Raw genomic sequence first — 23,275 nt, 5'->3', positions numbered from 1 at the left:
GCATTCATTTCTGTGATTTTCGCGGGCGATCGCACCCTTTTCCATCCCCCTCGCCTTTTGGCAACCAAGGATAAGACGGCAACATGCAGCGACTGATTGGGTTGTGGCAACGGTTTGGACAGGTGACTTTGGGGCTGGGGGTTGTTGTGGCGGGCGCAACCCTGGCCGCGTTCGATCGCCCAGATGCCATCAACTCGCAGTTGCCGCCGCCGGACGATCTTCAGCCCCTCAATGTCACCCCTGGGCCCGCCAAGGACTTGGCCAACGAACTGCGAATCACGGCTTCCTTTGGCAGCAATGGCCGGCCCGTGTTGTCACCCCTGCCCCAGGCTCAGGAGGTTTGGCAATGCGAAGTGGTGGTGGTGGGCGGATCCTTAGGGGGTGTGGGGGCCGCCGTTCATGCCATGCAATCGGGCGCACGAACCTGTGTGATTGAGGTGTCGCCCTGGATTGGAGGGCAAATTAGCACCCAAGGCGTGTCCGCGATCGATGAATCGGCGGACATGATTTTGGCCGGGAACCTCTCGGAAAGCTGGAAAGCCTTTAAATCGCGTATCTATCGCCAACCGGTCAAGATTCCACGCTGGGCCGATCGCAACCAACCGATCAAAACCGTGCGCGAGGTGGATAGCTGCTGGGTCGGTTCCCTTTGTTTTCCTGCTTCGGCCGGCGATGTAGCCGCGCGGGAAGCGTTGGCCGCGGCTGCCCAATTGGCTCCCGGCAGCCGCTGGAGCAGTGCCACGGCCTTCAAGGGCGCAGCTTTTGATGCAACGGGCCACAACATTACGGCGATCTACGCAGTGCGGCGAACGCCTCGGGCGGACTATGTGCCCTCGGGTCGCTTGTCTCAGGAGTTGCCGGCCTGGTATTCCTGGAACAGTGACGACACCTTTCGGAAAACACCCATTCGCCTAGAACCAGTGCCGGGCAAGCGATTCACGGTGATTGATGCCACGGATACCGGTGAGCTGGTGGCCTGGGCCCGTGTGCCGCACCGATTGGGATCCGAGTCGCGCCGCACCTTGGGTGAGCCGAATGCGGCCAATTGGGACAACCCCCAATGCACCCAGGCCTTTACCTTTCCCTTTGTGGTGGCGATCGCCAATGATGAGGGTCGCAGCCTCAAGCAACTGGGCCAACTGCAACCTACCTTCCCCAAGCACGAACACCAGCGCACCTTTTCCCTTTGGGGCTTTCCACCCTTTCTCGATCGCAGCTTTTTCAAGTATCGGCGGATCGTGAGTATGCGGCTGGATAACCGAATTACCGGTAAGCCCAGTCCCGGGGACATGGCCATGATCAATTGGGGCTATGGCAACAACTGGAACCTGATGAACCCGCCTTTGATCCTGACGGGCGATCGGCTAATGGATACGGATCAGTACCGCAACTGGATGGGCGGCGTTTCCACGGAAGCCTTACATCACGGTGAGGAGCGGGCGCTCATTTTTTCAGAATGGGTGCTGAAAACCCTGGCCACCAAAGAATTTCCCCTGATGCATTTGGCGGGGCCGAATACGCCCATGGGGACACGATCGGGCTTGAGCCTAATGCCCTATATCCGCGAAGGGCGACGCATTTTGGGCCGCAGTGCCTATCGCCAAAATGCCTTCATGATTCGGGAAAACGACGTGCATCGGGGCATTGAGAATATGCGCGACTTTTCCGCCACCTCGATCTCCATGGTGCATTACGACATCGATATCCAGGGCTGTGCCTATCGCAACTGGGAAGACCCCGGTGAGGCCACCAACGCCAGCGCGGACATTGCCCATGTGCGCCCGGTGGCTGTCCCGATCGAGGCGCTCATTCCTCGGGGTGTGGATAATTTGTTGATTGGTGGCAAGGCGATCGCCGTTTCCCACATCGTGAACGGAGTCACCCGCATTCACTACAGCGAATGGAGTTCAGGGGCTGCTGCTGGTTCGATCGCCGGTTGGTTGCAACGACAACCCAAGAATTTAATTGCGGCCGAAATTGTGCCCCAAAATCGGTTTCCCTCGGTGCGTGAACATATGAAAGCCCAAGGATTGCGCTGGTGGTGGTAAACCCAAGATGCCGTCTCTCAGGGTGTGAATGAGCCTTGGGGCGGTGTCACGGGAATGCGAATCAGAAAAGTGGTGCCCTCACCGGGTTCAGAGGTGCAAATCAGTTCACCCTGATGGCGATCGACAATGATTTGATAGCTAATGGAAAGGCCTAAACCCGTGCCTTTCCCGATCGGTTTGGTGGTGAAAAAGGGATCGAAAATGCGATTCATCGTTTTCGGATCCATGCCTAAACCACTGTCCGTAATTTTCACCTCAACCCAATCTTGATCACTTAGGCATGTGCTGATCTGAATACTGTAGGGAATTACATCGCTAGAACGAGGATGCATCGATCCCGACTTGAGCTGCTGGTGATAGTCCTCGATCGCATCAACCGCATTCACCAAAATATTCATAAACACCTGGTTCATGTTGCCCGAATAGCACATCACGCTGGGCAGCGAACCATATTGCCGCAAGACCTGAATTTCAGGGCGATCGCCGTGGGCTTTCAAACGATGACCCAAAATAGTCAGCGCACTGTCTAAGCCATCATGCAGGTTTGCCAATTTCAACTCTGCTTCATCCAATCGTGAAAACGTGCGCAATGACTTCACGATTCCACAAATCCGGTGAGTACCCAACTTCATGGAATTCAAAATATCTAAGAGGTCGGATTCCATGAAATCCAAGTCAATTTCTGCAATTTTGGCAGCAATTTCTGGCGTTGGCTGGGGATAGCTTCTGCGATATAGCTCCACCAATTGCACCAGCTCTTTCGTGTAGGTTTGGGCAGGACTGATATTCGCCGCAATGAAATTCAAGGGGTTATTAATTTCATGGGCAACGCCGGCCACCATTTGCCCCAAGCTCGACATTTTTTCCTGTTGCACGATTTGTGCTTGGGCTGCCTTCAAATCCGCCAGGGCTTTTTGCAATTCCTCGTTCCGTTGCCGCAGGGCCAATTCTGACGCTTGCAGGGCTTCTTCAATGCGCTTGCGATCGGTGATATCCGTGCGCACTGACAAATAGCGAACGGGTTTTCCTCGCTGGCTCACGATTGGCACAATAATCGTATACACCCAATATTCAGAGCCATCTTTAGCGCGATTTTTAATTTCGCCGCGCCAAATCTTTCCCCGTGAAATGGTTTGCCACAGCTCCGCGAAAAATTCCGCAGAGTGATGACCCGAGTTCAGAATTCGATGATTCTGCCCCATCAACTCTGAGAGTTCATATTTTGAGAGCTTGCAAAAATAGTCATTAGCATAGATGATTTGACCCTTGTGATCGGTAATGGCCACAATTGCCGTTCGATCGATCGCATATTCCCAATCGCCCAACCAAGCGTCAAAGGTTTTGTCATCCCCTTCTGCTTTTCCACCCAGGCTGTTGGCATTTTGGAGGTCATGAAATGCATTTGCGTTGATATTAAACGCAGCAGCATTATTATTAGTAACCATGACTGGTTCCTGAGAGCAGGGAGAATGAATATCCAATGACCGAGCCTCGTTTTTAGGAAAGAGAGTGCAAAGTAGGTGATGAGCAGTGTAATTAATGCTACAAGGCAGGTCTTGATATTGTTTGGGCGATGTAATTAATGCTACAAGGTAAATATTGATAGAATTGGATAGATGTGCTGAAAGAGCTTGAACTGACTGTATTGGATGAAAACGATGAATGCTGATTATTTTAATGAACAATTAATAGAAAATCATACTGACTTTCTCTATGAATATTTCTTGTCCTATTTGAACTTTGTTTAAACCTTTGGTTTCAAATTTGGATTCTATTCCCATAGACATAAACCGACAAAACACCGCCGAATCTTGCGATCGGGCGGTGTTCGGATTGGGAAGATCTTCAAGAGATCATTGGAATCAGCTAGGTATTGTTGCTGACTTTCAGCCCGGCGTTGGATTGGGAATAGGTTTCCAGGGACACGGGTACGGGCGACACATGCCAAATGTCGCGGCAATATTCCCGAATGGTGCGATCGCTGGAGAAGCGACCCATCCGCACGGAATTGAGAATTGAGGATTTTGTCCACCATTCCCGATCTCGATAGGCCCGATCGACCTTGCTTTGGGCTTCAGCATAAGCACGGTAGTCCGCCAAGACCATGTACTCATCCCGATAGAGCAGGGCATCAAGCAGGGGGCGGAACAACTCCCGATCGCCCCGGCTGAACTGTCCCTCAGCGATCGCATTCAAGACCCCTTGAATTTCCGGATCACCGTAGTAGTAGCCCATGGGATCGTAGCCTTCGACCTTGAGGGCCACCACTTCCGCTTCCGTTAGCCCAAACAGGAAGAAGTTATCGGGCCCCACGGCTTCGCGAATTTCGATGTTTGCCCCATCCAACGTCCCGATCGTCAGGGCCCCGTTGAGCGCAAACTTCATATTTCCCGTGCCGGAGGCTTCCTTGCCCGCCGTAGAAATTTGCTCCGACAGATCCGCCGCCGGATAGATGCGCTGGCCCAAGGATACGGAATAGTTGGCCACGAAGGCCACTTGCAGCCGCCGGGCGATCGCAGTGTCGTTGTTCACCACCTCCGCCACACCGTTGATCAACCGGATGATCAGCTTGGCCAGGTAATAGCCAGGGGCCGCCTTGCCCGCAAAGATAAACACCCGAGGATGTAGATCTAGGTTGGGATTTTCCTTGAGCTGTTGATAGAGCGAGATCACGTACAAAATGTCCAGCAGTTGCCGTTTGTACTCGTGAATCCGCTTCACCTGGATATCGAAAATGGCTCGGGGATCCACTTCCAAATCGTTGTACAGCATCAGGTAGTCCGCTAGTTCCCGCTTGTTGGCCTGTTTGATTTCAGCCCAGCGGTGTCGGAATTCGGGATCATTCGCCAACGGCTCCAGAGATTGCAACAACTCCAGATCCTTGACCCAGCGATCGTCCCCAATTTTTTCCGTAAACAGCTTGGATAGCCGAGGATTGGCCAACAGCAGCCAACGGCGGGGCGTTACGCCATTGGTTTTGTTCTGGAACTTTTCGGGCCAGAAGGTGTAAAAGTCGTTGAGGACGTGCTTTTGCAGCAAGTCCGTGTGTAAGGCCGCAACCCCATTGATCGCATGGCTGCCAACGCAGGCCAGATGGGCCATCCGCACCATCCGCTCTGGATTTTCTTGAATCAAAGACATCCGACCGGCGCGGGCTTCGTCGTGGGGATATTGCAGCCGCACTTCGTCCAAAAAGCGCTGGTTGATTTCGTAGATGATTTCCAAGTGGCGGGGCAAGAGCCGCTCAAACAGGTTGACGGGCCAGCGTTCCAGGGCTTCCATCAACAGGGTGTGATTGGTGTAGGCCAAACATTGGCGGGTGACGTGCCAAGCGCGGTTCCAGCCCAAATCGTAGCGATCGATCAGCAACCGCATCAGTTCGGCTACGGCGATCGCGGGGTGGGTGTCGTTGAGCTGAATGGCGATGCTTTCATGCAGGTATTCCAACCCCCGCCGCCGATCTCGCCGGTAGCGGTTGATTGCGTCTTGCAGGGAGCAGCTCACGAAGAAGTATTGCTGCTCAAAGCGCAGTTGCTTCCCTTGGGCCGTGTTGTCGTTGGGGTAAAGCACCTTGGAGATGTTTTCCGACAAGATTTGGTCGGCCACGGCTCCGGTGTAGTCACCCCGATCGAACACTTGGAAATTAAACTCTTCACTGGCGCTGGCTTTCCACAGGCGCAGGGTGCTGACGGTGTTGTTGTTGTACCCCGCGATCGGCACATCATGGGGCGTGCCCAAAATGCGTCGGGCCGGAACCCAGCGACAACGACCATGGCCATGCTCGTCCACGTACTGTTCCGTGTGCCCCCCAAAGCCCACTTCCACGGTCAATTCCGGGTGACGAATTTCCCAGGGATTGCCGAACCGCAGCCATTTATCGGGCCGCTCCACTTGGGCCCCATCTTCGATCCGCTGATCAAAGATGCCAAATTCGTAGCGGATGCCGTAGCCGATCGCCGGAATCTCTAAGGTGGCTAGCGAGTCCAAAAAGCAAGCCGCCAGCCGACCCAAACCGCCGTTGCCAAGCCCCGGTTCTGGCTCCAATTCCAACAGGTGATTGAAGTCTAAGCCAGCTTCCGTCACCACCTGCTTGGCTTTTTCATACATCCCCAGGTTGAGCATGGTCTTGCCCAACTGTCGCCCCAGCAAAAATTCCGCTGACAGGTAACAGACCGTTTTCACGTCCTGTTGCATGTAGGTGGTGTTGCTGGCGATCCAGCGGTGTAACAGGCGATCGCGCACCGTGTAGGCCAGCGCCATGTAGTAGTCAAAGGGCGTGGCGGTGAGTTCGTTTTTGCCTTGGATGTAGTACAGGTTGTCGGCAAAGGCACGCCGCAACGTGTCGGGGGCCATCCCGGTGCGATCGTCCTCCACGTGAACGGTAATCGGGCAGTAGTTTCCCTGAATGTCAAATGATTCCGTGTAATTCGAGAGCGGTTGTCCGGTAGAGGTCATAGGGGCGGCGGTGGGTAAAGAAATCAGGTGAGAGGCCGAACGGCCGTGGGGGCCAAGGGGACGATCGGGCGTGGACAGGGAGCCGGAACCGGCCCTGGCGCTGCCCAAGGTTCAAGGGAAAATACACTTGATCCCGATCGTAGCGATCCCCACCGGATATCCAAACTGCCTATCAACTCAATCAACCAGTGCAGTGAATCAAACCTTTGGGGTATCAACCTTCGGAAATCTCAATCTTCGGAAATCTCAATCGTGGTGATCGGGTGTGGCGATCGGGGTTCCCAATCGAGTCCCGGATTAACCAGGGCGATCGAACAGGGCGATCGGGTTGGAGGAGTCACTGGCGCTGGCTGACTGTTTTCTAACTGGATTGATGTTGTCTAATTGAGTTAGTTGATTGTGGCCAGTGGAACCCATCACCCCAAACCGGGTCTAGGGGAAAGTAACACCCAAAAGCCGGGTCTGGGAAACTCAATGGTGCGTGGGGAGCAGTTGATAACTGAAGTTATTGGCTTGGGTTATGACCCCACTCCTCAAACAAGTGATGCGGATCAGGCCTTGGGATGCACTCTAACCTCGTCTTGCTTGGAAAACTAGAGCTGTGGTCAGCTCTGGCAGTCCGCAGGGAGTCAGCGGTGGATCATCCTCAGGTTGAGTCCTAGTCTAGCCGAGTCATTTTCGTCGCTTCCGTCGTGTCTAGAAGTTTTAATGGTGTCTGGAAATTTTGACTTTGAAGAGGCGATCGCCTTCGCAGAAAACCCAGAGCCGCGCTGCCCTTGCGTGCTGCTGCTGGATGTCTCAACCTCCATGCAGGGCGCGCCTTTAACCGCTCTGGAAGCTGGCTTGCAAGCTTTCCAGGCTGATCTCAACGGCGACTCCCTAGCAGCTAAACGGGTGGAAGTGGCGATCGCAACCTTTGCCGATCGGGTGGAAGTGCTTCAAGACTTTGTGACGGCCGATAGTTTTGAAGCGCCTCGGCTCCGAGCCGGCGGCATGACCTACATGGGAGCTGCAATCCACGCGGCCTTAGACTTGCTGCGCGATCGTAAAGCCCAGTATCGCAGCAATGGCGTGGCTTACTACCGTCCTTGGATTTTCTTAATTACTGACGGTGCGCCCAGTGATGATGCGGAAGTGCTCGGAGCCGCTGCCACCCGAATTCGCGACGAAGAAGCCCGTAAATCACTCGCCTTTTTTGCCGTGGGTGTCGAAGGTGCAGATATGGAGCGACTGGGATCCCTCACGGTGCGATCGCCCCTGAAGCTCAAGGGTCTCAGTTTCCAAGAGCTGTTTCTGTGGCTTTCGGCCAGTATGCAGCAAGTGTCTCGATCGCGCCCCGGCGAACAAGTTCCCCTCCCTTCCCCTACGGGTTGGAGCGAAGTTTAGCGATCCCCAATTGGGCAAATCAGTACTGTTCAATCCTGGTCAATCCTGGTCAATCCTGACTGTTCAATCCTGCTTAGCTGATTAATGCTGGTCAATCCTGACTGCTCAATCCTATTTAGCTGATCAATCCGGGTTGTTGAATCTGGCTGCTCAATTCAGATTGCCAACTGCAAAATCAGCGATCCCAGACCCGATCGCTGATCCCAGAGCATCAAAACCAGACTCCAACCAAGTCTCAAAGCGAATGGGGGGCGATGCCAAGTTCATGGCATCACCCCCCATTTTCCAGCTCAATTTTCAAGAGCGCCTTTCTGAGGCAAATTAGGCGCGGCTCTGGCGACGCTTCAGCGCCACCCAGCTACCCACCGCAGCCAAACCAACCATCAAGGACGGCTCCGGCGTGGCGGCCGGCGGCTCCGGCAACTTGCCTTGGAACTGCACCAAATAGGTTCCGTTGTGGGACTTGCCATCACCCGCTTCCACCTGTCCAGAAGCGATCCCCTGACCACCATAACGGACAGTTTCTTGCCCATCGTAAAGCACCTTCACCAGCTCGCTGGCTTGCAGCTTCACCCCTTGGGTTCCCAGGGCCTTGATGGCGTTGCCATACTGAACTTTTTGGATGTTCGTTAGGGTTTTGCTGGTGGCAATCAGCCCCGACACAATATTGGTCACGTCCATATGACCCGCCAGACCCACCGAAATCATCCCGCTCACCAAGTCTTGGTTCACGAAGGCAATGTTCGGGTCACTCAGTCTGGCCAAAGCGGCATTGGCTTCCGTCGTGTTGGAGGTGAAGTAACCAACTGCTTCTGACAGCAAACCACCGGTCAAAATGCTGCTAATGCCATTTTGGGTAGCCACATCCGTCAGCCAAGCTTGGGTAAATTGAGCAGTCCAGTCGGACTTCACCAGGCTGCGGAATTGAATGGCTTGACCGTTCAGAGTGCCGCTGAGGGTGCTGTAAGTGCCGCTCAGGAACTTGGCCAGTCCAGGCGCGGTTTCGCTGTCTGCGAATAGTTCAACGTTGCCACCGGGCGCGGTCAGATCCCCTTGCAGGGCAGTGCCGAGGTTGCTGTTATCGCACAGAAAGGTGTTGGTGCCGTTTGAACAATACACCAGGATATCGCCGGTGGTGCTGGCACCTTGGAGGCTGGCGGCTAGGGCTGGTGCTCCGGCAAACAACCCCACGCCAGCGGCCATTGAGGCGCTTACGACCAGTTTGGGGAAAAGTCCAACCATGTTTTCGACTCCAACAGTCTTGAGCTAACTTGGGCTAAAAATTTTGGGCTTGTTTTCAAGGAGCACCCAGCTAAGACGCGCTTGGCTTGGCGTTGGTCAGCCATCAGGGTTTTAAGCGCACTGGGCTGACTTGACTTGCTACTCCTGCAATCCTACGGGAAGGGCCAGGGCGATTAGGTAAAGACTGGATAAAGTTGCGCAGATGGTTCTTAAGGAGTTGATGAAGTTCTGCGAAAAGCTTCGATGAATGATCTGGATCACGCCTTTGGATGGGTTAACCAAGGGTTTCTGAGACTGATCTCTACAGATCGTTGATCTCGATCACACATTCAATGCTCAAATCGATCGGGCAGAATGAGTTTGCGGAAAAAGCAGCCCCAAATGAATCGTTCCAAGGCAAATTGCGAAAACAAGGCTGCTAATACGCATCTCGATCGAGTTCCCAAGAATCATCACGCGTCCCCAAGAGTCGCCCGGTGGACTGAGCCTTGATCGGTCAAACCCAATCCATATCTTTAGATCAACGAAAGATCAGCGAAGGATCAACGAACCGATCACGAACTCAACCAACCATCGCTGATTAAATAGCTAGTCAACGGGGCGATCGAAAAGCGGTTCAGCGAGTTGATCAATAAACCAGCACCGATCGAACCGGCACATCCGGCAGGCGATCGCGCCCCTTGAGGTCTTGCAGCTCAATCAAAAAGCCATAGCCCACCAGGGTTGCTTCAATTTGCTGGATCAGTTGCCCAGCGGCGGCGGCCGTGCCCCCGGTGGCAATTACGTCATCCACCACCAACACCCGAGAGCCGGGGCTGATCGCATCCTGGTGAATTTCCAGGCGATCGCGCCCATATTCCAAGTCATATTCCACGCCATGGGTGGCGGCGGGGAGTTTGCCCGGTTTGCGCAGGGGCACAAAGCCCACACCCAAGGCCAACGCCAAGGCCGGACCAAACAGAAACCCGCGCGCTTCGATGCCGGCCACAAAATCCGGGCGCAGGTCATGGCAGCGATCGTGTAGGTGATCCACGGCCTGTTGCAAACCATCCCGATCGCGCAGCAGGGTTGTAATATCGCGGAAAACAATTCCGGGCTGTGGAAAATCAGGAATAGCACGAACCAGACGATGCAAATCCGTCGGCTGGGGCTGGGGCTGGGTCATCGGGGTTTTCTCCAGGAAATTACTTAAAACTGCTTAAACTGGTGGGGATCATTCGGTGGCATCAGTGCGGAATCAGTATCGCTGAATCGCGGGGCTGAATTTTGCAGCCGATCGTCCGGTGGGGGGTGGTTACGGAATGATTTTGGGATGATTGCAGGATGTTGGATGATTGCAGGATGTTTCAATGGGTGCGATCGCCCAAGTGGCACAGGCTTCCCGATCTTCCCCGATCGACCCAATGCCCTGGAATCTTCGCTTGGGTGGGATTGCCCCCTATCCCCCTCGCGGACAATCGGACTGATTGACCGATGGATCGAAATGATTTTCTAATCAATGGTTTCATTGAATTGCTGATGTGATTCTGTGCCGATGACTTCTTCGAGTGCAATGTTTGCCGATCGATCGCCTATTCCCGCAGATTCACCGGAGATCCCGCCGATTTTGGAGCGGCTGCCCAATCCGCTCGTAAAAGATGGCGAATGTCCCCGACGGGCCCGCCAACAACTGGACTTGATGCTCCTGGCGATCGAAGCCCTCGATCTCAGCGGGGCTGAGGCCATTCTTTACTGTGCCCAAGAGCTGGGGATCACGAGCGTGGTTGGCACAAAGGTTAACCTGTGGCGACTGCGAGCCACGAATCCTTTGCGGCGGGCGGTGCAACGGCGGCCCCTCAGCTTGAATGAGGCCAAAGCCCTGACCACAATTGTGGTTTATTTGGCCAAGCGGCTGACGGTGCTGATTCGGCAATTACTTCTGGCTTGCGAGCGTCTGGAGGAGCAGGATCTATCCTTCGAGCACCATTTTCGGCTGGCGGATTATCTGGAGCGGTTCCGGGCCCACTTCCGGGCCCGGATGAATCCGCGCCGATCGGCCGTGACGGTTTACAACACCGACGAAGCCCTGAATACCCTGGCCCTGCGCTTGCTGGAACAGTTACTGTACTGCTCGTCAACGGCGGGGCTGGAACGCTTTTGGATTAGTTTGTTTGACGGAGAAGTGGCGTGACAATTCAACGACAGTACAGCTTGCCCAATTGTGTCCTAACCCTGGAGGGTATGGATTCATTGGCAGAGGTGGGAGAAGCAAGACCGACTTTATCGGTGCTGTTGACGGTGAATTGTCAGTTTCCTGCCCATGGCCGGGGATTTTTGTGCGATCGCAGCTTTTTTGAGCGGTTTGCCCAGGTGGTGAGTCAATACGCCCAGGGTTGCTTCAGCGGCATTCAATCGCCCCAGTTGCCCACGGAGATCAATCCCAGTCAGCCCAATGTGGCGGTTGTGCCGGCCGATGGGGGCAAACATCGATTGTTGGTGATGCCGCCGCCGAATCCGGAGGGGCCCGGCGATGGCCCGCCACAGCCGATCGAGCTATTGCTGACCCCGCTGCAACTGTTTGACTTGGTGGAAACGATCGACCAGTTCTATGGCGATCCCAAAACCTTGCCCGACATCCAGCAGGTGTTCTCACCGGTGTCTCGCCATGACTTGGTGCAGGCGGAACCGCTGGTGCAACGGGCGGCTCCCGTGGCCTTGGGCGCGTCCGGGTTGGCCGTGGCGGCGGGGTTGTTGTTCATGCTGCCCGTGCCCAAGGTGCAACAACCCAAGGATTTGTTGCGACCCACGCCCACACCCACGCCTCAAAATCAGTCGGCCTTGCCCTCGCCCTCACCGGCCACCGCACCCAGCCCCACGAAACCTCAGCCCCAAACCCGATCGCTCCCGGCGGCATCCCCAGCCAGCACGAGCGCAGCCATTCCCCCCTCATCGGTGCCAGTGCCCTCGCCCCTGGCCGGAGAGGGAGCCGATACGCTGTTGACTCCCGCCAAGCCGGTGACGGATCCCAAACAGTTGGCGGCCTTGGAGCGGTATCTCCTGGGCCAGTTAGATCAGGCTTGGACCGATCGCCAGAATTTGGCCGTGACCTTGAGCTACCGGGTGAGCGTGGGCGAGGATGGCTCGATCGTGGGCTATTTGCCAGAAAACGCCATGGCCCAAGAGGCGATCGCCCGCACCCCGTTGCCCAAATTGCTCTTTAAACCCCTCGATCGGGCCAACACCGGAGAACCCCTGGCCACTTTCCAGGTCTCCTTCAGCGCTGCCCAGGGGGTGCAAGTGATCCCCATGAAATCCGTCAACGCCAGCAATGCCGCTGTCAACCGAATTCAGAACCCCAGCCTCAGCGACGCGATCGCCCGTGAAAGTGCCCGCGCCCAGCTTGAGAAGAGCCTGCGAACCGCCTGGCAGGGTCAATCTGCGCCCAGTATGCCCCTGATGTATGACGTGCGCACCAATGCCGCTGGCCTCGCAGTGGAGGCGGATCCCGCCAATCGCAACGCGGCCCAAAAACCCTTCCCCCTGGGCCCATTGCTGAACCCAGCCGCCAGCGCCATCAAAGGCGACAACGGCAAGGTGCAACTGGCTCCCTTGGCTCAGTTTCGAGTGGTCTTTTGGCCCGATGGGTCGATCGATGTGCGTTCCTAACCTGATTCTTGGGGATTTCTTGGGTATGTTGGCCTTGGGGTTAGCTCGATCGCTGGGTTGATGGCTGAGTTGATTGCGCCCAAGCGTCCTCACCCAATCGATCGCCCCAATCCCAATCCTCCATCTCCCTAGTGTTCCTAGCTATGGCTGGTCTATCTCCCGAAGGATTCTTTGATCTGAGTGCCGGTAACGATACCTACACCGTTCCGGCCAACCTGCTCGCCACCGCCCCCCAAGGCCTACGGGCCCTAGAAGGTGCAGACAGCGTTCAAGGGTCTGAAGGGGGCGATTTTATCTATGGCAACACGGGCAACGATCGGCTACGGGGCAACGGTGGAAACGACAGCTTGCTAGGGGGCCGCGACCAAGACGACCTCGATGGCGGGCTGGGGGATGACCTCGTGGCTGGGAACTTGGGTAACGATTGGGTGGTGGGTGGCGATGGCAACGATACCCTAGTGGGAGGGCGCGATGCTGATCTGCTCCTGGGCGGTGCGGGCAATGATTTCCTGAGCGGCGATTTGGGCAGCGATGTGCTGATCGGTAGTGCAGGAACCGATACCTTCAGCCTGCGGGGCGATGCCACCGGTCTCAGCAATGTGGACGTGGTGTTGGATTTTGATCCCACGGTCGATCGCCTGCAACTAAACAATCTGAGTGCCAGCGATATGCGCTTCCAAACCACCAGCTATTCCCTCAGCCTTCTGGTCACCCTCCTGCAAGGCAGCAGCGGCAGCCTGCCTCCGGGGCTAACCCTGCCTGCCAATGCCACCGCCGCCACCATTCGCCAAACGATCCAGAGCACCGTGGGCGTGGACATTGATCCCGACGGCGACGGCTCCATCACCGGCACCTTGGTGACCAATGCGGCCGGCCAAGAAATTGCCTTCTTTTTGGGGGCTGCCCCCGATGCTGTGGCCCGCGCGGCCGGTGGCAGTACCACCAACAGCGGCGGAACCAGCGGCGGCGGAACCAGCACCTTCACGAGCGACATCCTCACCACCCACAACAGCTATCGATCGGCCGTGGGTGTTGCCCCTCTCACTTGGTCAGACTCCTTGGCCAGGGATGCCCAGGCCTGGGCGAACCAATTGGCATCCACCGGAGCCTTTAACCATGCCCAAAACACTGGTCAGGGCGAAAACTTAGCCCGAGGAACCAGTGGGGCCTATTCCGCTAAAGCGTTGGTTGACCTATGGGGAGCCGAAAAGCGGTTCTTCAAGCAGGGAATTTTCCCCAACGTCAGCACCACCGGCAATTGGGCCGATGTGGGACACTACACCCAAATCGTTTGGCGCAACACGACGCAAGTGGGCTGCGGCCTGGCCTCGGGTGGTGGTAACGATACCTTGGTTTGTCGCTATTCACCGCCGGGAAATTTCACCGGCCAAGCCCCGTTCTAGTGGCACGACGAGCTGATTTTGAGCTGATTTTGATAGGCTGATCCTAGTGACTGTTTCCATTGCTCGATCGTTAGGCAGCAAGGGAATAACGGTTGCCATCGCCAAACTGTTAGGCAGCAAAGAGCTTAGGGGCTGTCGTCGTTGAGCACGAAATCCCAGATTTGTCGTTAGCGGATCGTTAGGCAGCAAGGAGCTTAAGCCCCCGTTCGCGGATCATGGGGGGCAAGGGGCTTAAGCCCCCGTTAGCGGATCGTGGGGGGCAAGGGGCTTAAGCCCCCGTTAGCGGATCGTGGGGGGCAAGGGGCTTAAGCCCCCGTTAACGGATCGTGGGGGGCAAGGGGCTTAAGCCCCTTGTTATGACGATTCACCCCGCAATCTTGACCCCATGAATTAGGACAGCCCCGTTCTAGGATTTGCCATTCATTCAGGATTCAGAACCTCATGTTTCAGATTGAAGAATTAGCTGAACAGTGGCCGGTCTTTCGATTAACCGATGGGGCTGCCCAGTCCGTTTTAGAAGTGGTTCCCGATCGCGGCGGCATCATCACCCGCTGGGCAATTCAGGGCCAAGAGCTGCTCTATCTCGATCGCGATCGCTATCAAGATTCCAACCTCAGCGTTCGCGGCGGCATCCCCATTTTGTTCCCCATTTGCGGGAACTTACCGGACAATTACTATCAGCTACCCAGCGGAGAAACGGGCATTCTCAAGCAGCATGGTTTTGCGCGAAATTTGCCTTGGATGGTCACGGGATCCGACTTGCGCGACGCAGCGAGCATTACCCTCACCCTCGATGCCACACCCGCAACCCTAGCCGTTTATCCCTTCCAGTTTCGATTGGATTTCACCTATCGGTTGCAGGGAAATCAGTTAGAAATAATCCAAAATCATCAAAACTTGGGCGATCGCCCCATGCCTTTTTCCTCAGGGCTACATCCCTATTTTAATGTGGCTGATAAATCAGTCCTGGCGATCGATCTTCCTGTCACTGAATATTTTGATCAAAAGCGCCAATTGAGCGGGGCCTTTGATGGCAATTTGGACTTTGAACAAGATGAATTAGATCTGCGATTTCCTGTGGTCGATCGCCTATCGGCCACGGTCACAGATCGCCAGCAACAGCAAACCCTCAGCCTGGAGTTTGATGCTAGTTACCGCACCTTGGTGTTTTGGACATTGAAGGGTAAGCCTTTCTATTGCCTGGAACCCTGGACAGGGCCGCGCAATGCCTTAAACACGGGTGAACAATTGCTGTGGCTGGATCCCGGTTCGACTCACACCAATCAGGTGCGATTGCAACTGCAACATAACCGCTAAAGCACAGCCCCTTAAGGGCGTTCCATTGATGTAGTTCGTTCACAATGGGTTCTTGATCGATGATGCTCACGCCCGAGGAGTTTCAGCAACAATGGACAGCCCTGCTCGATCGGGTGGAAACCTGCACCACGGAAAAAGCCCTAGAAGATCGAGTTTTGACCCCATTGCTGATGCTGCTAGGCTATGACAGAGCCGATGTGGCCCAACAGGTTCCTTTTGGGCGTAAACGGGTTGATTTTTTAGTGAGGGCCCAACAAGCAGCTCCCTGTAGCCACTATTTGGTCATTGAGGCAAAAGCACCCCGCAAATCGATCGCCCACAATAGCTGGCAACTGCGGGAATATCTCCGGGAATCGGGCAGTTTGTTGGGCCTATTAACCAATGGCAATCAGTTCAAGTTGCTCTATAACGATGGTAGGGCAATTCACATTCTGTGGGAGTTTGAGCGAGCCGATCTTTACGATAACTATCGGTTGTTGGGATCGTTGCTGTGGCAGCGCAATTGCGATCGGGTCATGGCCGCCTTTGCCGATAGCCATCGAAAGGTTCATCATCAATTTATTCGGGCGATCGCGCGGCTTTCTCACGATCCCAAAATGATGAGCCTGTTGGCGATTCACGATCGCCAAACCTCAGACCCAGAACCTCAACGGCGAGAGTCTATGATCATCACGGTTTTTAACAACAAGGGTGGGGTTGGTAAAACAACACTCACCATCAACTTAGCCGCTGCCTTAAGCCAAATGGGCAAGCGAGTTTTGCTGATTGATATTGATGCTCAGGCCAATTTAACCACCGGACTCGGAATTGATCCCCTTGAAGATATTGAAAAAGCGGGACGCAAGGATATTACCCATCTGCTGACGGAACCCAAAACCACGGCCGCTTCTGTCACCATCAGCAAGCGCTGGGGCAATGTGACCTTGGATGTGATTCCTTCCCATATTCGGCTCAGCAATATGGAGAATCAGCTCATTCAGTTAGTGGATAGCGATCGAATCCTGGCCAAAAAACTCAAAAACCATGACTATGATTTTGTATTCGTTGACCCACCGCCCTCCTTTGGGAAAGTGAACCGAATTTCCCTGATGGCTTCGGCGGGAGTTCTGGTGCCCACACAGCTTTCCCCCTATCCCATTCGTGCCTTGGAATATGTGCTTAGTCAAGTGGAAGAGGTGGGACAATTCCGAGAAACGCCCCTGCCGATTGTCGGCATTGCTGTCAGTATGTATGATCGCCAGTCCAAGACTTTTAATCAAGCCATGGTGGATGATTTGAACGCCAAGCTTGATCGGCTCCCGGGGGGCGATCGCACGGCGCTTTTCCGCGAAGCAACTTGGGTTCCTCGGTTAAATGTTTTGTCCAAATCTCAGTCGAAAGGCTATCCGCTTTGCGCGGCTGATTTTGATGAGGATCTGGGATCTCAGGATCGCAATTCCGTTGAAAATGCCCTGGCGGCCTTTGAGAATTTGGCCAAAGAATTGATTCAAAAAGTTAGTGTTGACGCTGAACCTAACCCATGAGCGATTATCAAGAACGTCGCCGCCTGATTCGCGAAAATCTGAAGATTCAACCCGTTAACCATGGTCAGGTTCATACCTGTTTGGTGGGGATGCGATCGCAACCGAAAATTTCACCCGATCGCTATGAAGAGCTGCGGTGGAGTTTGCAGAATCACAGCAGCAATTTGATCCCAATTCTGGTTCGCCGCACCGATCAGCTTGGGGATGAAGTGGAATATGAGGTGATTCATGGGGCCGATTGGGTGGTGGTGGCCAATGATTTAGACATTGGGATGCTTTGGGCTTGGGTTTTTGACCTGAGTGATGCGGAAGCGGAATTGGCCCAAGAAGAGCTGGCGGTTTTGTTAGAGGGTGATTCCCCTTCGGCCTCGACTGTCAACCCCAACCCAAGCCTTGAGTCACCTTCAAAACCCGGCATCGATCCAACTTTTGGCCAGCGCCTGGAGGAACAATTAACCCAAAAATTGGAGCAACTCCTGGATCAGAAACTAACCCAGGCCCTTGCAGGAGTAACTGTTGCCGATCGCCATGCTTTGGGGGATGCCAACTCAGCGCAAACATTGGCCAAGCTCGAAAGCCAAATGACAGCTCTCAGCCAACAGGTGGCGAACCTTAGCCAACCGGGAAATGCGATCGCGCAGCCACAGCCGCCCAGCCCTACGGGCGAAACCAACTCCAGCAGCGCTGCCCAGGAAATGGTTGCTTCTTTGGAGCGATCGATCCATCGCCTTTGCGAAGTGGTGACCGAAGGATCAAAAATTACCCTGACAATCGAGCCGCCGGCCCAGTCGCCAGCCAAAATTGTTGATCCCCAAGAAGCTGAACTGCGGGCCATTTACGGCGCGATCGCGTTGACCAAGCTCAAAACCCTCGCCAAAGAAAAGGGAATCGCGGTCAGCAGCAAGGCGAAGGCTGAGGAAATTATTGAGGCCCTGATTGAATCCCATCGTCCATCGGTTGCGTCCTAGTAGCATGACAGGCTTAATACATTGGGTCAAAGTTGCGGAGCCAGTCGTAGTAACAAGGGGCTTAAGCCCCTTGCTGCCTAACGATTTGGTGGCGATAACAGCCATGTAATTTAACCCAGTGAATTAAAGCAGCCACGCTACTAGGCTCAATTACATCTAGCCTGGGGCTAGTGCTGAGTGAGGACGGACAACATTTGGCGAGATTGATCGGAGCAGTTTCCGCAAACTTCATCAAACTTCATCGCCACCCTTGAAGCGCGATCGGTTGTGGGTTAAAGTATCAAACGTCATCCCCAGGATGGCTAATTGCTGGCGTAGCTCAGTTGGTAGAGCAACTGACTTGTAATCAGTAGGTCAGGGGTTCAAGTCCCCTTGCCAGCTTCCGAATCGCGTTAATCAGGCAGCCCCATGATCGGGCCGGCCTAGGAGTCTTTGGCGGCTTCTAGCAGTTGTCCCCGCTCAACGGTGGGGGTAATTTGCCAACCCCGGTTTTGTAAAGATTCCAGGATTTCGCGGGAGGGGCGATAGAGCCAAACCCGATCGCCCAAGGGCTGGCCCGCCAAATCAGCGGGCGATCGCACGAACAGAAACTGCACGGTGGGATCGGTGCGATAGCCCAGCCCGATCGCCCGGCCCACCTTTTCCGGCCCCGTCAGCACCCATTGCTTAGGGCGGTTGGCAAGGGCGGCAGCCACTTCGCCATCATAAAAACTGCTGTATTTGTTCCACCAAGTATCCGCCTGCACCATGGTGATGCTGGAAGCGAGGCTAACCGACACCAACAGCACGGTGACGACCTGGCCCAATCGTCGGCCATATTGCCCAGCCAGGGAATGGGAAGAGCGCGGGGTTACCCAAAATTCTGCCAGGCTGTAGGCCACCGCTAAGATCACCCCGATCGAGGGGCCCAACAAGAAACGGGGCACGGTCGATCGCTGTCCCCCATCAATCAAGTCGGGAATGGCCAGGGCCAAAAAGGGCACAGCCAACCCACAAAGCACCAAACATTTCGCCGCTTCATTGGCAAATTGGCAGAGAATCCGGAAACTCCAAACCACCAAGCCCGCCACTGGCAACAGCACGCCCCACCAAACCCAGCTTGCCAATTGGGCTTCATCCTGGCCCGTTTCCACATTCACCAGCCGATCGCTTGTCAGACCTTGCACATCCGCAAACAAACCCACTAGGCCAATCAACCAGCGCCGGCCGATCGTCAGCCAACCCACATCGCGCCCCACCCAAGCCATGCCGTCAAAGTGGATCAAATAAACCACCAACCAAGGCAAAAAAGCCGCACTACCCAGCGCCGCTGCGATCGCCCAAGCGCGCATTTGACGGTTCCAGCGAAACCGTTCCAGCCAAGTCATCCATAGCCCATGGCCAAAAATCGTGAGCGCAAAGGTGGGGTGAGCATACAAACCCAGGGCGATCGCCCCGCCATAGGCCAGCCATCCCCGTTGCACCCGTTGCAGTCGGCCCGCCGGGTCAAAGGCCCGAGATTCATGCCAAGCCCGCTGCACCCGCACCAACAGGGATCCGGATACCAGCACCAACAACACCACTAGGCTATATTCCCGGGCCTCCTGGGCATAGACCAAGTGCAGTGGCGACAGGCTCAACAGCAAAACCGACAGCAACGCCACGGTCCAAGAGCGGAAAAGTTCCCAAGCCAACCAAACCATGGCCGGAAAGGTGAGCCAACTGATCAAGGCTGAGGTCAACCGAATTTGATCGATCGCCCGGCCACCAAACCCGGCCAACACCCTGGCAAATCCATAGAACAGGGGTGGATGTTGGGGATTGTCCGTGGCCAGGGCGATGGTGGTGGCCCGCAAGCCCTCGATCAGGTTTTGATCGGCGGGCAGGGTTTGGAACTGCATTAGGTCGGCCATGGTCACCGGTTGGCGATCGCTGGCGGCCCGGGTGGCCCAAGCCACGGCGGTTTCCTTGCCCACGCCGGCCACCCGCATGGCGCTATGAATTTCATCAATCCAGTGGAATTTCTGGGGCAAGTTGGTGACCCGCAACCCCAGGCCCAGCCCGATCGCCAGAACCAAAACCAGGGACAGCAGCCAGCTCGATCGTCTTAGGGCGTACATGGCAAGGTTAAGGAAAGGGGCAAGAGAGCTAAGTTCTGGCGGTGTTCGGCAACATCAGGCCGGTGGCGGCGGGGTGATCTCGGTAGCCACCTTGGCTAGGCACTTCGCATCGAGAACCACCAAATCCGGTTGTTGATAGGTCTGGCAGGGGTGATTGGGGGTTAAAAAGGTGCTGAGGGCGGGCTTTTCACCGCGATTGAGCCGATCGAGCGCCTGTTGTTGCACCGGTTGAAATTGGCGTAACCAGCGGTTGGCTCGCCGCTCCTTGGCACTCAGGTAATCGATCGTGAAGGTGTCGCGATCGAGCAGCCAAAAATCAATGTGGTATTGCTGATTGAAGGCCAACACCGCCGCCAGATCTGGGCTATAGAGCGCTTGCAGCAAATCCATCATCCGCTGCCGAAATACACGGTAATAGCCCCAGTGGTAAGGAATGGCATATTCACGGGCCACCAAAACCGATCGCCCGGCAAAGGTGGGCAGATTATCGGCCTCCTTGGCCAAGGACGCAACCCGCAGATCCACTGGCTGGGTCGCAAAAAATTGGTACAGGCTCGGCGATTCTCCGGCGACGTAGTTGGCCTTGGGGAAGCGTTTCAGGCTGAGGGGATAGAGCACTGCACCGCTAAATAGCCCGATCGCCAAGAGTGCCGCCAACATGCGCTGAAGACCCCGGCCGGAGCCTGAGGCTGGGGCAATGGTTCGGCTGGAGTCTGGGCTAGTTCGTTGAGAGTTGGCTTCGGTGTCGGTGAATTTGGTGCTCATCACTGGATCGGTTAAGTCAGACCGCGATCGACCAGCGCCCAAGAGCTGATCCAGCAGCAGCGTCAACACCAAGGCCGCCGCGATCGGCAACATCATCCGAATGCTGTGTTGGGTGTAGCGACCGGGCAAATGGAGCCGAAATAGCAGCAAATGGGCCAAGGTATAGCAACCGATGCCGGAGGCAAGCCAAATGGGCAACAGGGCCAGGCGATCGCTCAATTGCTCGCCCAAACGCCAGCGATCGCGCTGCCACCAGGCCACCGGCAACAACAACCCCAAGGCCAGGGTGGCCGGCGTGAATGGATCCTTGGGCAATAGGCTGCTGCGTTGCCCCAAAATCCAAAAGTCAAACCAGTTGTCATCAAAAAAGTTGGCCCGGCCGCTGGAGAAAAACTCCGGGAGCGATCGCGCTTGGCTGACGGTCACCACCGGGCCATAGTCCGAAGCTTGCAGGGCATAGAGACCCAGGACTGCGATCCCCGCGATCCCACCGCTAAGGGCCAAGCGATCGCGCCGCTGAGTTAGGGTGGCGGCGGGGCCCCAACGGCTGGCAATCAGCGCCCGCAATCCGGCCGGCCACTGCCATCGCCATCGCCAACACCAATCAATCGCCAAGATGCCCAAGGCCACCAGGACGTATTGGGGATAGAACAGGCCCAGCAGCCCGATCGTGCCCAAAACCCAACCCAGGCTGGAGCGTACCCACCCCCAAGCAAAGGCCAAAAAGAGCGGGTAAAGGAACGATCGGGGGGTAGCGGAAGCCAAGTCATCGGTCATGGCCAACACTTGACTGGTGAGCACCGATCCCAAAAATCCGGCCACTGGAATCGGCAACAGGGCTGTAGTTAGGCCAAAGGCCAACCCTGCGACCAACAACCCCAGCCCGATCGGCAGAATTTTGCTCACCCCCAGCGGATGAAACCCCGCCCAAGCCAACAGCCGATAGAGGGTGCGATAGCCTTCCGGGGCCACGGATTGAAAATAATCCGCAATCCAATCCTCAGGAAAAAGGGTGGGATCTAGCCAGCGCTGCATCCAAAACACATGCTGGCGAGCATCGTCTTGGACAATGTAGGGGCCGCCTGTGGCCTGGCGATAGCCGGCCCAGCCAATGGCCAGGGCGATCGCCCCGCTGGCCAACAGCCAGCCCCACCAATCGCGCCGCTGGGGCTGGGCCGGAAACAGCCAGCACCGGAGCCGATCGCTCCAAGGGATGAACCGTGGGGCCGTCATGGGCGGCGGGCTGCGCGGTCGATCGCCGCCGTCATTAATTGGGCCAACTGGGCGGCACTGTCGGGCACAGCCAGGGCGCGGGCCCGCTGGGCCATGGTGTCCAGGCGCGATCGATCCGCCAACAGTTCCAAAACCAAATCTTGCAGGCGATCGGGAGACAGTTGCCCCTGAGGAAACACCTGTGCGGCCCCCGCTTCCACAAAAACTTGCGCATTAAACGTTTGGTGATCATCGGCCGCGAAGGGATAGGGCACCAAAATCGAGGGGGTGGCGGTGGCGGCCAGCTCCGTTAACGTGCCTGCACCCGATCGACTCACGGCCAAATCGGCCCGCCCCAGCAGGCTAGCCATATCGTCATAGAACGGGAGCGCAATGTATTGGGGATGTTCAAAGCTGGCCGCATCCGGATCCCGATCGCCCGTTAAATGCACCACCCAAGCCCCCATCGCAAACCAAGCCGCCGCCACTTCCCGCACCAACCGATTCAGGGCCACGGCCCCTTGGCTGCCGCCGGCCACCACAATCAACGGTGCATCCTCCGGCACGGGCAAGGCCAGCGGTTCCGGCTTCCAGAATCGATCGCGGGCGGGCGTGCCGGTGCAAAGGGCCGCAATCTTACGTTGGCGCAACCGCTGGCCCGCCACCTCAAAGCCCACGGCCACCGTGTCGCACCAGGGGCCAAACCAGCGCGTGACCCGGCCAGGAATGGCGTTGGACTCGTGCAACACCACGGGCAACCCAAGCGATCGAGCGGCCACAATGGCCGGCCCGGCAATATAACCCCCGGTGGTCAGCACGCCGGCAAACTGTCCCCGCCGCAACAGCCGACGTACCGCAAAGACAGACTTCACCAAGCCATAGGCCGTGGACAGGGTTTTCCAGCCCAATCGCTCCTGAAAACCGGTCACCGGAATGGTGTGCAATGGAAAGCAATCGGGTACAAGCTTTGTTTCCAGGCGATCGGGCACACCAAGCCACTCGATCGTCCATCGATCGGTCAACTCTTGGGCCGCCGCCAGCGCCGGGAACAAATGCCCTCCCGTGCCACTGGCGGCCACTAACAATCGCTGCGGGGCGGTTGCTGCCAAACCGTTTCTCTCTTTCAACCGCTACAATCGGACAGGCAAGGCGGGAACTGATCTCAGAGCGGCGCAATCCGAGCGATCGCCCCCTTTGAGCCATCAATCCGGC

Annotated in this window: 15 protein-coding genes and 1 tRNA gene; 9 read left to right on the top strand and 7 right to left on the bottom strand. The window is 56.1% G+C overall.

What is annotated here, in order from left to right; all coding sequences use genetic code 11:
* Positions 1-83: 83 nt before the first annotated feature.
* Complete coding sequence (locus AC2IAX_RS04040) at positions 84-2,048, top strand: FAD-dependent oxidoreductase (RefSeq protein ID WP_494389439.1); 1,965 nt, start codon at positions 84-86, stop codon at positions 2,046-2,048.
* Between the two features lie 17 nt (positions 2,049-2,065).
* On the opposite strand, the gene AC2IAX_RS04035 is transcribed toward AC2IAX_RS04040, so the two are convergent.
* Entirely contained in the window at positions 2,066-3,493 is a 1,428-nt protein-coding gene (locus AC2IAX_RS04035) for a sensor histidine kinase (protein WP_494389438.1), read from the bottom strand.
* Between the two features lie 421 nt (positions 3,494-3,914).
* Positions 3,915-6,503, bottom strand: coding sequence for a glycogen/starch/alpha-glucan phosphorylase (locus AC2IAX_RS04030; protein WP_494390269.1), 2,589 nt, complete (start codon positions 6,501-6,503; stop codon positions 3,915-3,917).
* A 708-nt stretch (positions 6,504-7,211) separates the two neighbouring features.
* On the opposite strand from AC2IAX_RS04030, the gene AC2IAX_RS04025 reads away from it, so the two are divergent.
* Complete coding sequence (locus AC2IAX_RS04025; protein ID WP_494389437.1) at positions 7,212-7,889, top strand: vWA domain-containing protein; 678 nt, start codon at positions 7,212-7,214, stop codon at positions 7,887-7,889.
* Between the two features lie 321 nt (positions 7,890-8,210).
* On the opposite strand, the gene AC2IAX_RS04020 is transcribed toward AC2IAX_RS04025, so the two are convergent.
* A complete protein-coding gene (locus AC2IAX_RS04020) occupies positions 8,211-9,131 on the bottom strand; it encodes an NF038130 family PEP-CTERM protein (protein ID WP_494389436.1) in 921 nt (306 codons plus the stop codon).
* A 628-nt stretch (positions 9,132-9,759) separates the two neighbouring features.
* The gene (locus tag AC2IAX_RS04015; RefSeq protein WP_494389435.1) at positions 9,760-10,296 is read right to left on the bottom strand and encodes an adenine phosphoribosyltransferase; all 537 of its coding nucleotides are present in this window, start codon (positions 10,294-10,296) and stop codon (positions 9,760-9,762) included.
* Between the two features lie 369 nt (positions 10,297-10,665).
* On the opposite strand from AC2IAX_RS04015, the gene AC2IAX_RS04010 reads away from it, so the two are divergent.
* The 7 genes from AC2IAX_RS04010 to AC2IAX_RS03980 all read left to right on the top strand — a co-directional run bounded on the left by AC2IAX_RS04010 (position 10,666) and on the right by AC2IAX_RS03980 (position 18,368).
* Complete coding sequence (locus AC2IAX_RS04010; RefSeq protein ID WP_494389434.1) at positions 10,666-11,301, top strand: DUF3038 domain-containing protein; 636 nt, start codon at positions 10,666-10,668, stop codon at positions 11,299-11,301.
* A complete protein-coding gene (locus tag AC2IAX_RS04005) occupies positions 11,298-12,776 on the top strand; it encodes a DUF4335 domain-containing protein (protein WP_494389433.1) in 1,479 nt (492 codons plus the stop codon). The genes AC2IAX_RS04010 and AC2IAX_RS04005 overlap by 4 nt, the downstream gene beginning before the upstream one ends.
* Positions 12,777-12,919: 143 nt before the next feature.
* Positions 12,920-14,179 (top strand): CAP domain-containing protein, encoded by a 1,260-nt coding sequence (locus AC2IAX_RS04000; RefSeq protein ID WP_494389432.1) that lies wholly within the window; start codon positions 12,920-12,922, stop codon positions 14,177-14,179.
* A 441-nt stretch (positions 14,180-14,620) separates the two neighbouring features.
* The gene (locus tag AC2IAX_RS03995; protein WP_494389431.1) at positions 14,621-15,496 is read left to right on the top strand and encodes an aldose epimerase family protein; all 876 of its coding nucleotides are present in this window, start codon (positions 14,621-14,623) and stop codon (positions 15,494-15,496) included.
* Positions 15,497-15,555: 59 nt separating this feature from the next.
* Positions 15,556-17,019 (top strand): AAA family ATPase, encoded by a 1,464-nt coding sequence (locus AC2IAX_RS03990; protein ID WP_494389430.1) that lies wholly within the window; start codon positions 15,556-15,558, stop codon positions 17,017-17,019.
* Positions 17,016-17,987, top strand: a complete 972-nt coding sequence (locus AC2IAX_RS03985; protein ID WP_494389429.1) for a hypothetical protein — start codon at positions 17,016-17,018, stop codon at positions 17,985-17,987. Before AC2IAX_RS03990 ends, AC2IAX_RS03985 begins: the two co-directional genes overlap by 4 nt.
* A 308-nt stretch (positions 17,988-18,295) precedes the next feature.
* Positions 18,296-18,368, top strand: a tRNA-Thr gene (locus AC2IAX_RS03980).
* Positions 18,369-18,409: 41 nt separating this feature from the next.
* Here the strand turns inward: AC2IAX_RS03980 and AC2IAX_RS03975 are convergent.
* From AC2IAX_RS03975 to murG, 3 genes are read right to left on the bottom strand one after another with little or no spacing between them, the layout of a single operon-like run.
* On the bottom strand, positions 18,410-20,086 hold the full coding sequence (locus AC2IAX_RS03975) for a glycosyltransferase family 39 protein (RefSeq protein ID WP_494389428.1): 1,677 nt from the start codon (positions 20,084-20,086) through the stop codon (positions 18,410-18,412).
* 54 nt (positions 20,087-20,140) lie between these two features.
* Positions 20,141-22,084, bottom strand: a complete 1,944-nt coding sequence (locus tag AC2IAX_RS03970; RefSeq protein WP_494389427.1) for a hypothetical protein — start codon at positions 22,082-22,084, stop codon at positions 20,141-20,143.
* Positions 22,081-23,172, bottom strand: a complete 1,092-nt coding sequence (murG, locus tag AC2IAX_RS03965) for an undecaprenyldiphospho-muramoylpentapeptide beta-N-acetylglucosaminyltransferase (RefSeq protein ID WP_494389426.1) — start codon at positions 23,170-23,172, stop codon at positions 22,081-22,083. The genes AC2IAX_RS03970 and murG overlap by 4 nt, the downstream gene beginning before the upstream one ends.
* Between the last annotated feature and the right edge of the window lie 103 nt (positions 23,173-23,275).

It is taken from the genome of Limnothrix sp. HT2024 (assembly GCF_059138625.1).
This window is presented reverse-complemented; position numbering and strand designations above follow the sequence as displayed.

Coding starts and splice junctions, on each gene's coding strand:
- AC2IAX_RS04010 (WP_494389434.1), top strand. CDS start 10,666: ATGACTTCTTCGAGTGCAATGTTTGCCGATCGATCGCCTATTCCCGCA.
- AC2IAX_RS04015 (WP_494389435.1), bottom strand. CDS start 10,296: ATGACCCAGCCCCAGCCCCAGCCGACGGATTTGCATCGTCTGGTTCGT.
- AC2IAX_RS03990 (WP_494389430.1), top strand. CDS start 15,556: ATGATGCTCACGCCCGAGGAGTTTCAGCAACAATGGACAGCCCTGCTC.
- AC2IAX_RS04020 (WP_494389436.1), bottom strand. CDS start 9,131: ATGGTTGGACTTTTCCCCAAACTGGTCGTAAGCGCCTCAATGGCCGCT.
- AC2IAX_RS04035 (WP_494389438.1), bottom strand. CDS start 3,493: ATGGTTACTAATAATAATGCTGCTGCGTTTAATATCAACGCAAATGCA.
- AC2IAX_RS04030 (WP_494390269.1), bottom strand. CDS start 6,503: ATGACCTCTACCGGACAACCGCTCTCGAATTACACGGAATCATTTGAC.
- AC2IAX_RS03970 (WP_494389427.1), bottom strand. CDS start 22,084: ATGACGGCCCCACGGTTCATCCCTTGGAGCGATCGGCTCCGGTGCTGG.
- AC2IAX_RS03995 (WP_494389431.1), top strand. CDS start 14,621: ATGTTTCAGATTGAAGAATTAGCTGAACAGTGGCCGGTCTTTCGATTA.
- AC2IAX_RS04000 (WP_494389432.1), top strand. CDS start 12,920: ATGGCTGGTCTATCTCCCGAAGGATTCTTTGATCTGAGTGCCGGTAAC.
- AC2IAX_RS04025 (WP_494389437.1), top strand. CDS start 7,212: ATGGTGTCTGGAAATTTTGACTTTGAAGAGGCGATCGCCTTCGCAGAA.
- AC2IAX_RS03985 (WP_494389429.1), top strand. CDS start 17,016: ATGAGCGATTATCAAGAACGTCGCCGCCTGATTCGCGAAAATCTGAAG.
- AC2IAX_RS04040 (WP_494389439.1), top strand. CDS start 84: ATGCAGCGACTGATTGGGTTGTGGCAACGGTTTGGACAGGTGACTTTG.
- AC2IAX_RS03975 (WP_494389428.1), bottom strand. CDS start 20,086: ATGTACGCCCTAAGACGATCGAGCTGGCTGCTGTCCCTGGTTTTGGTT.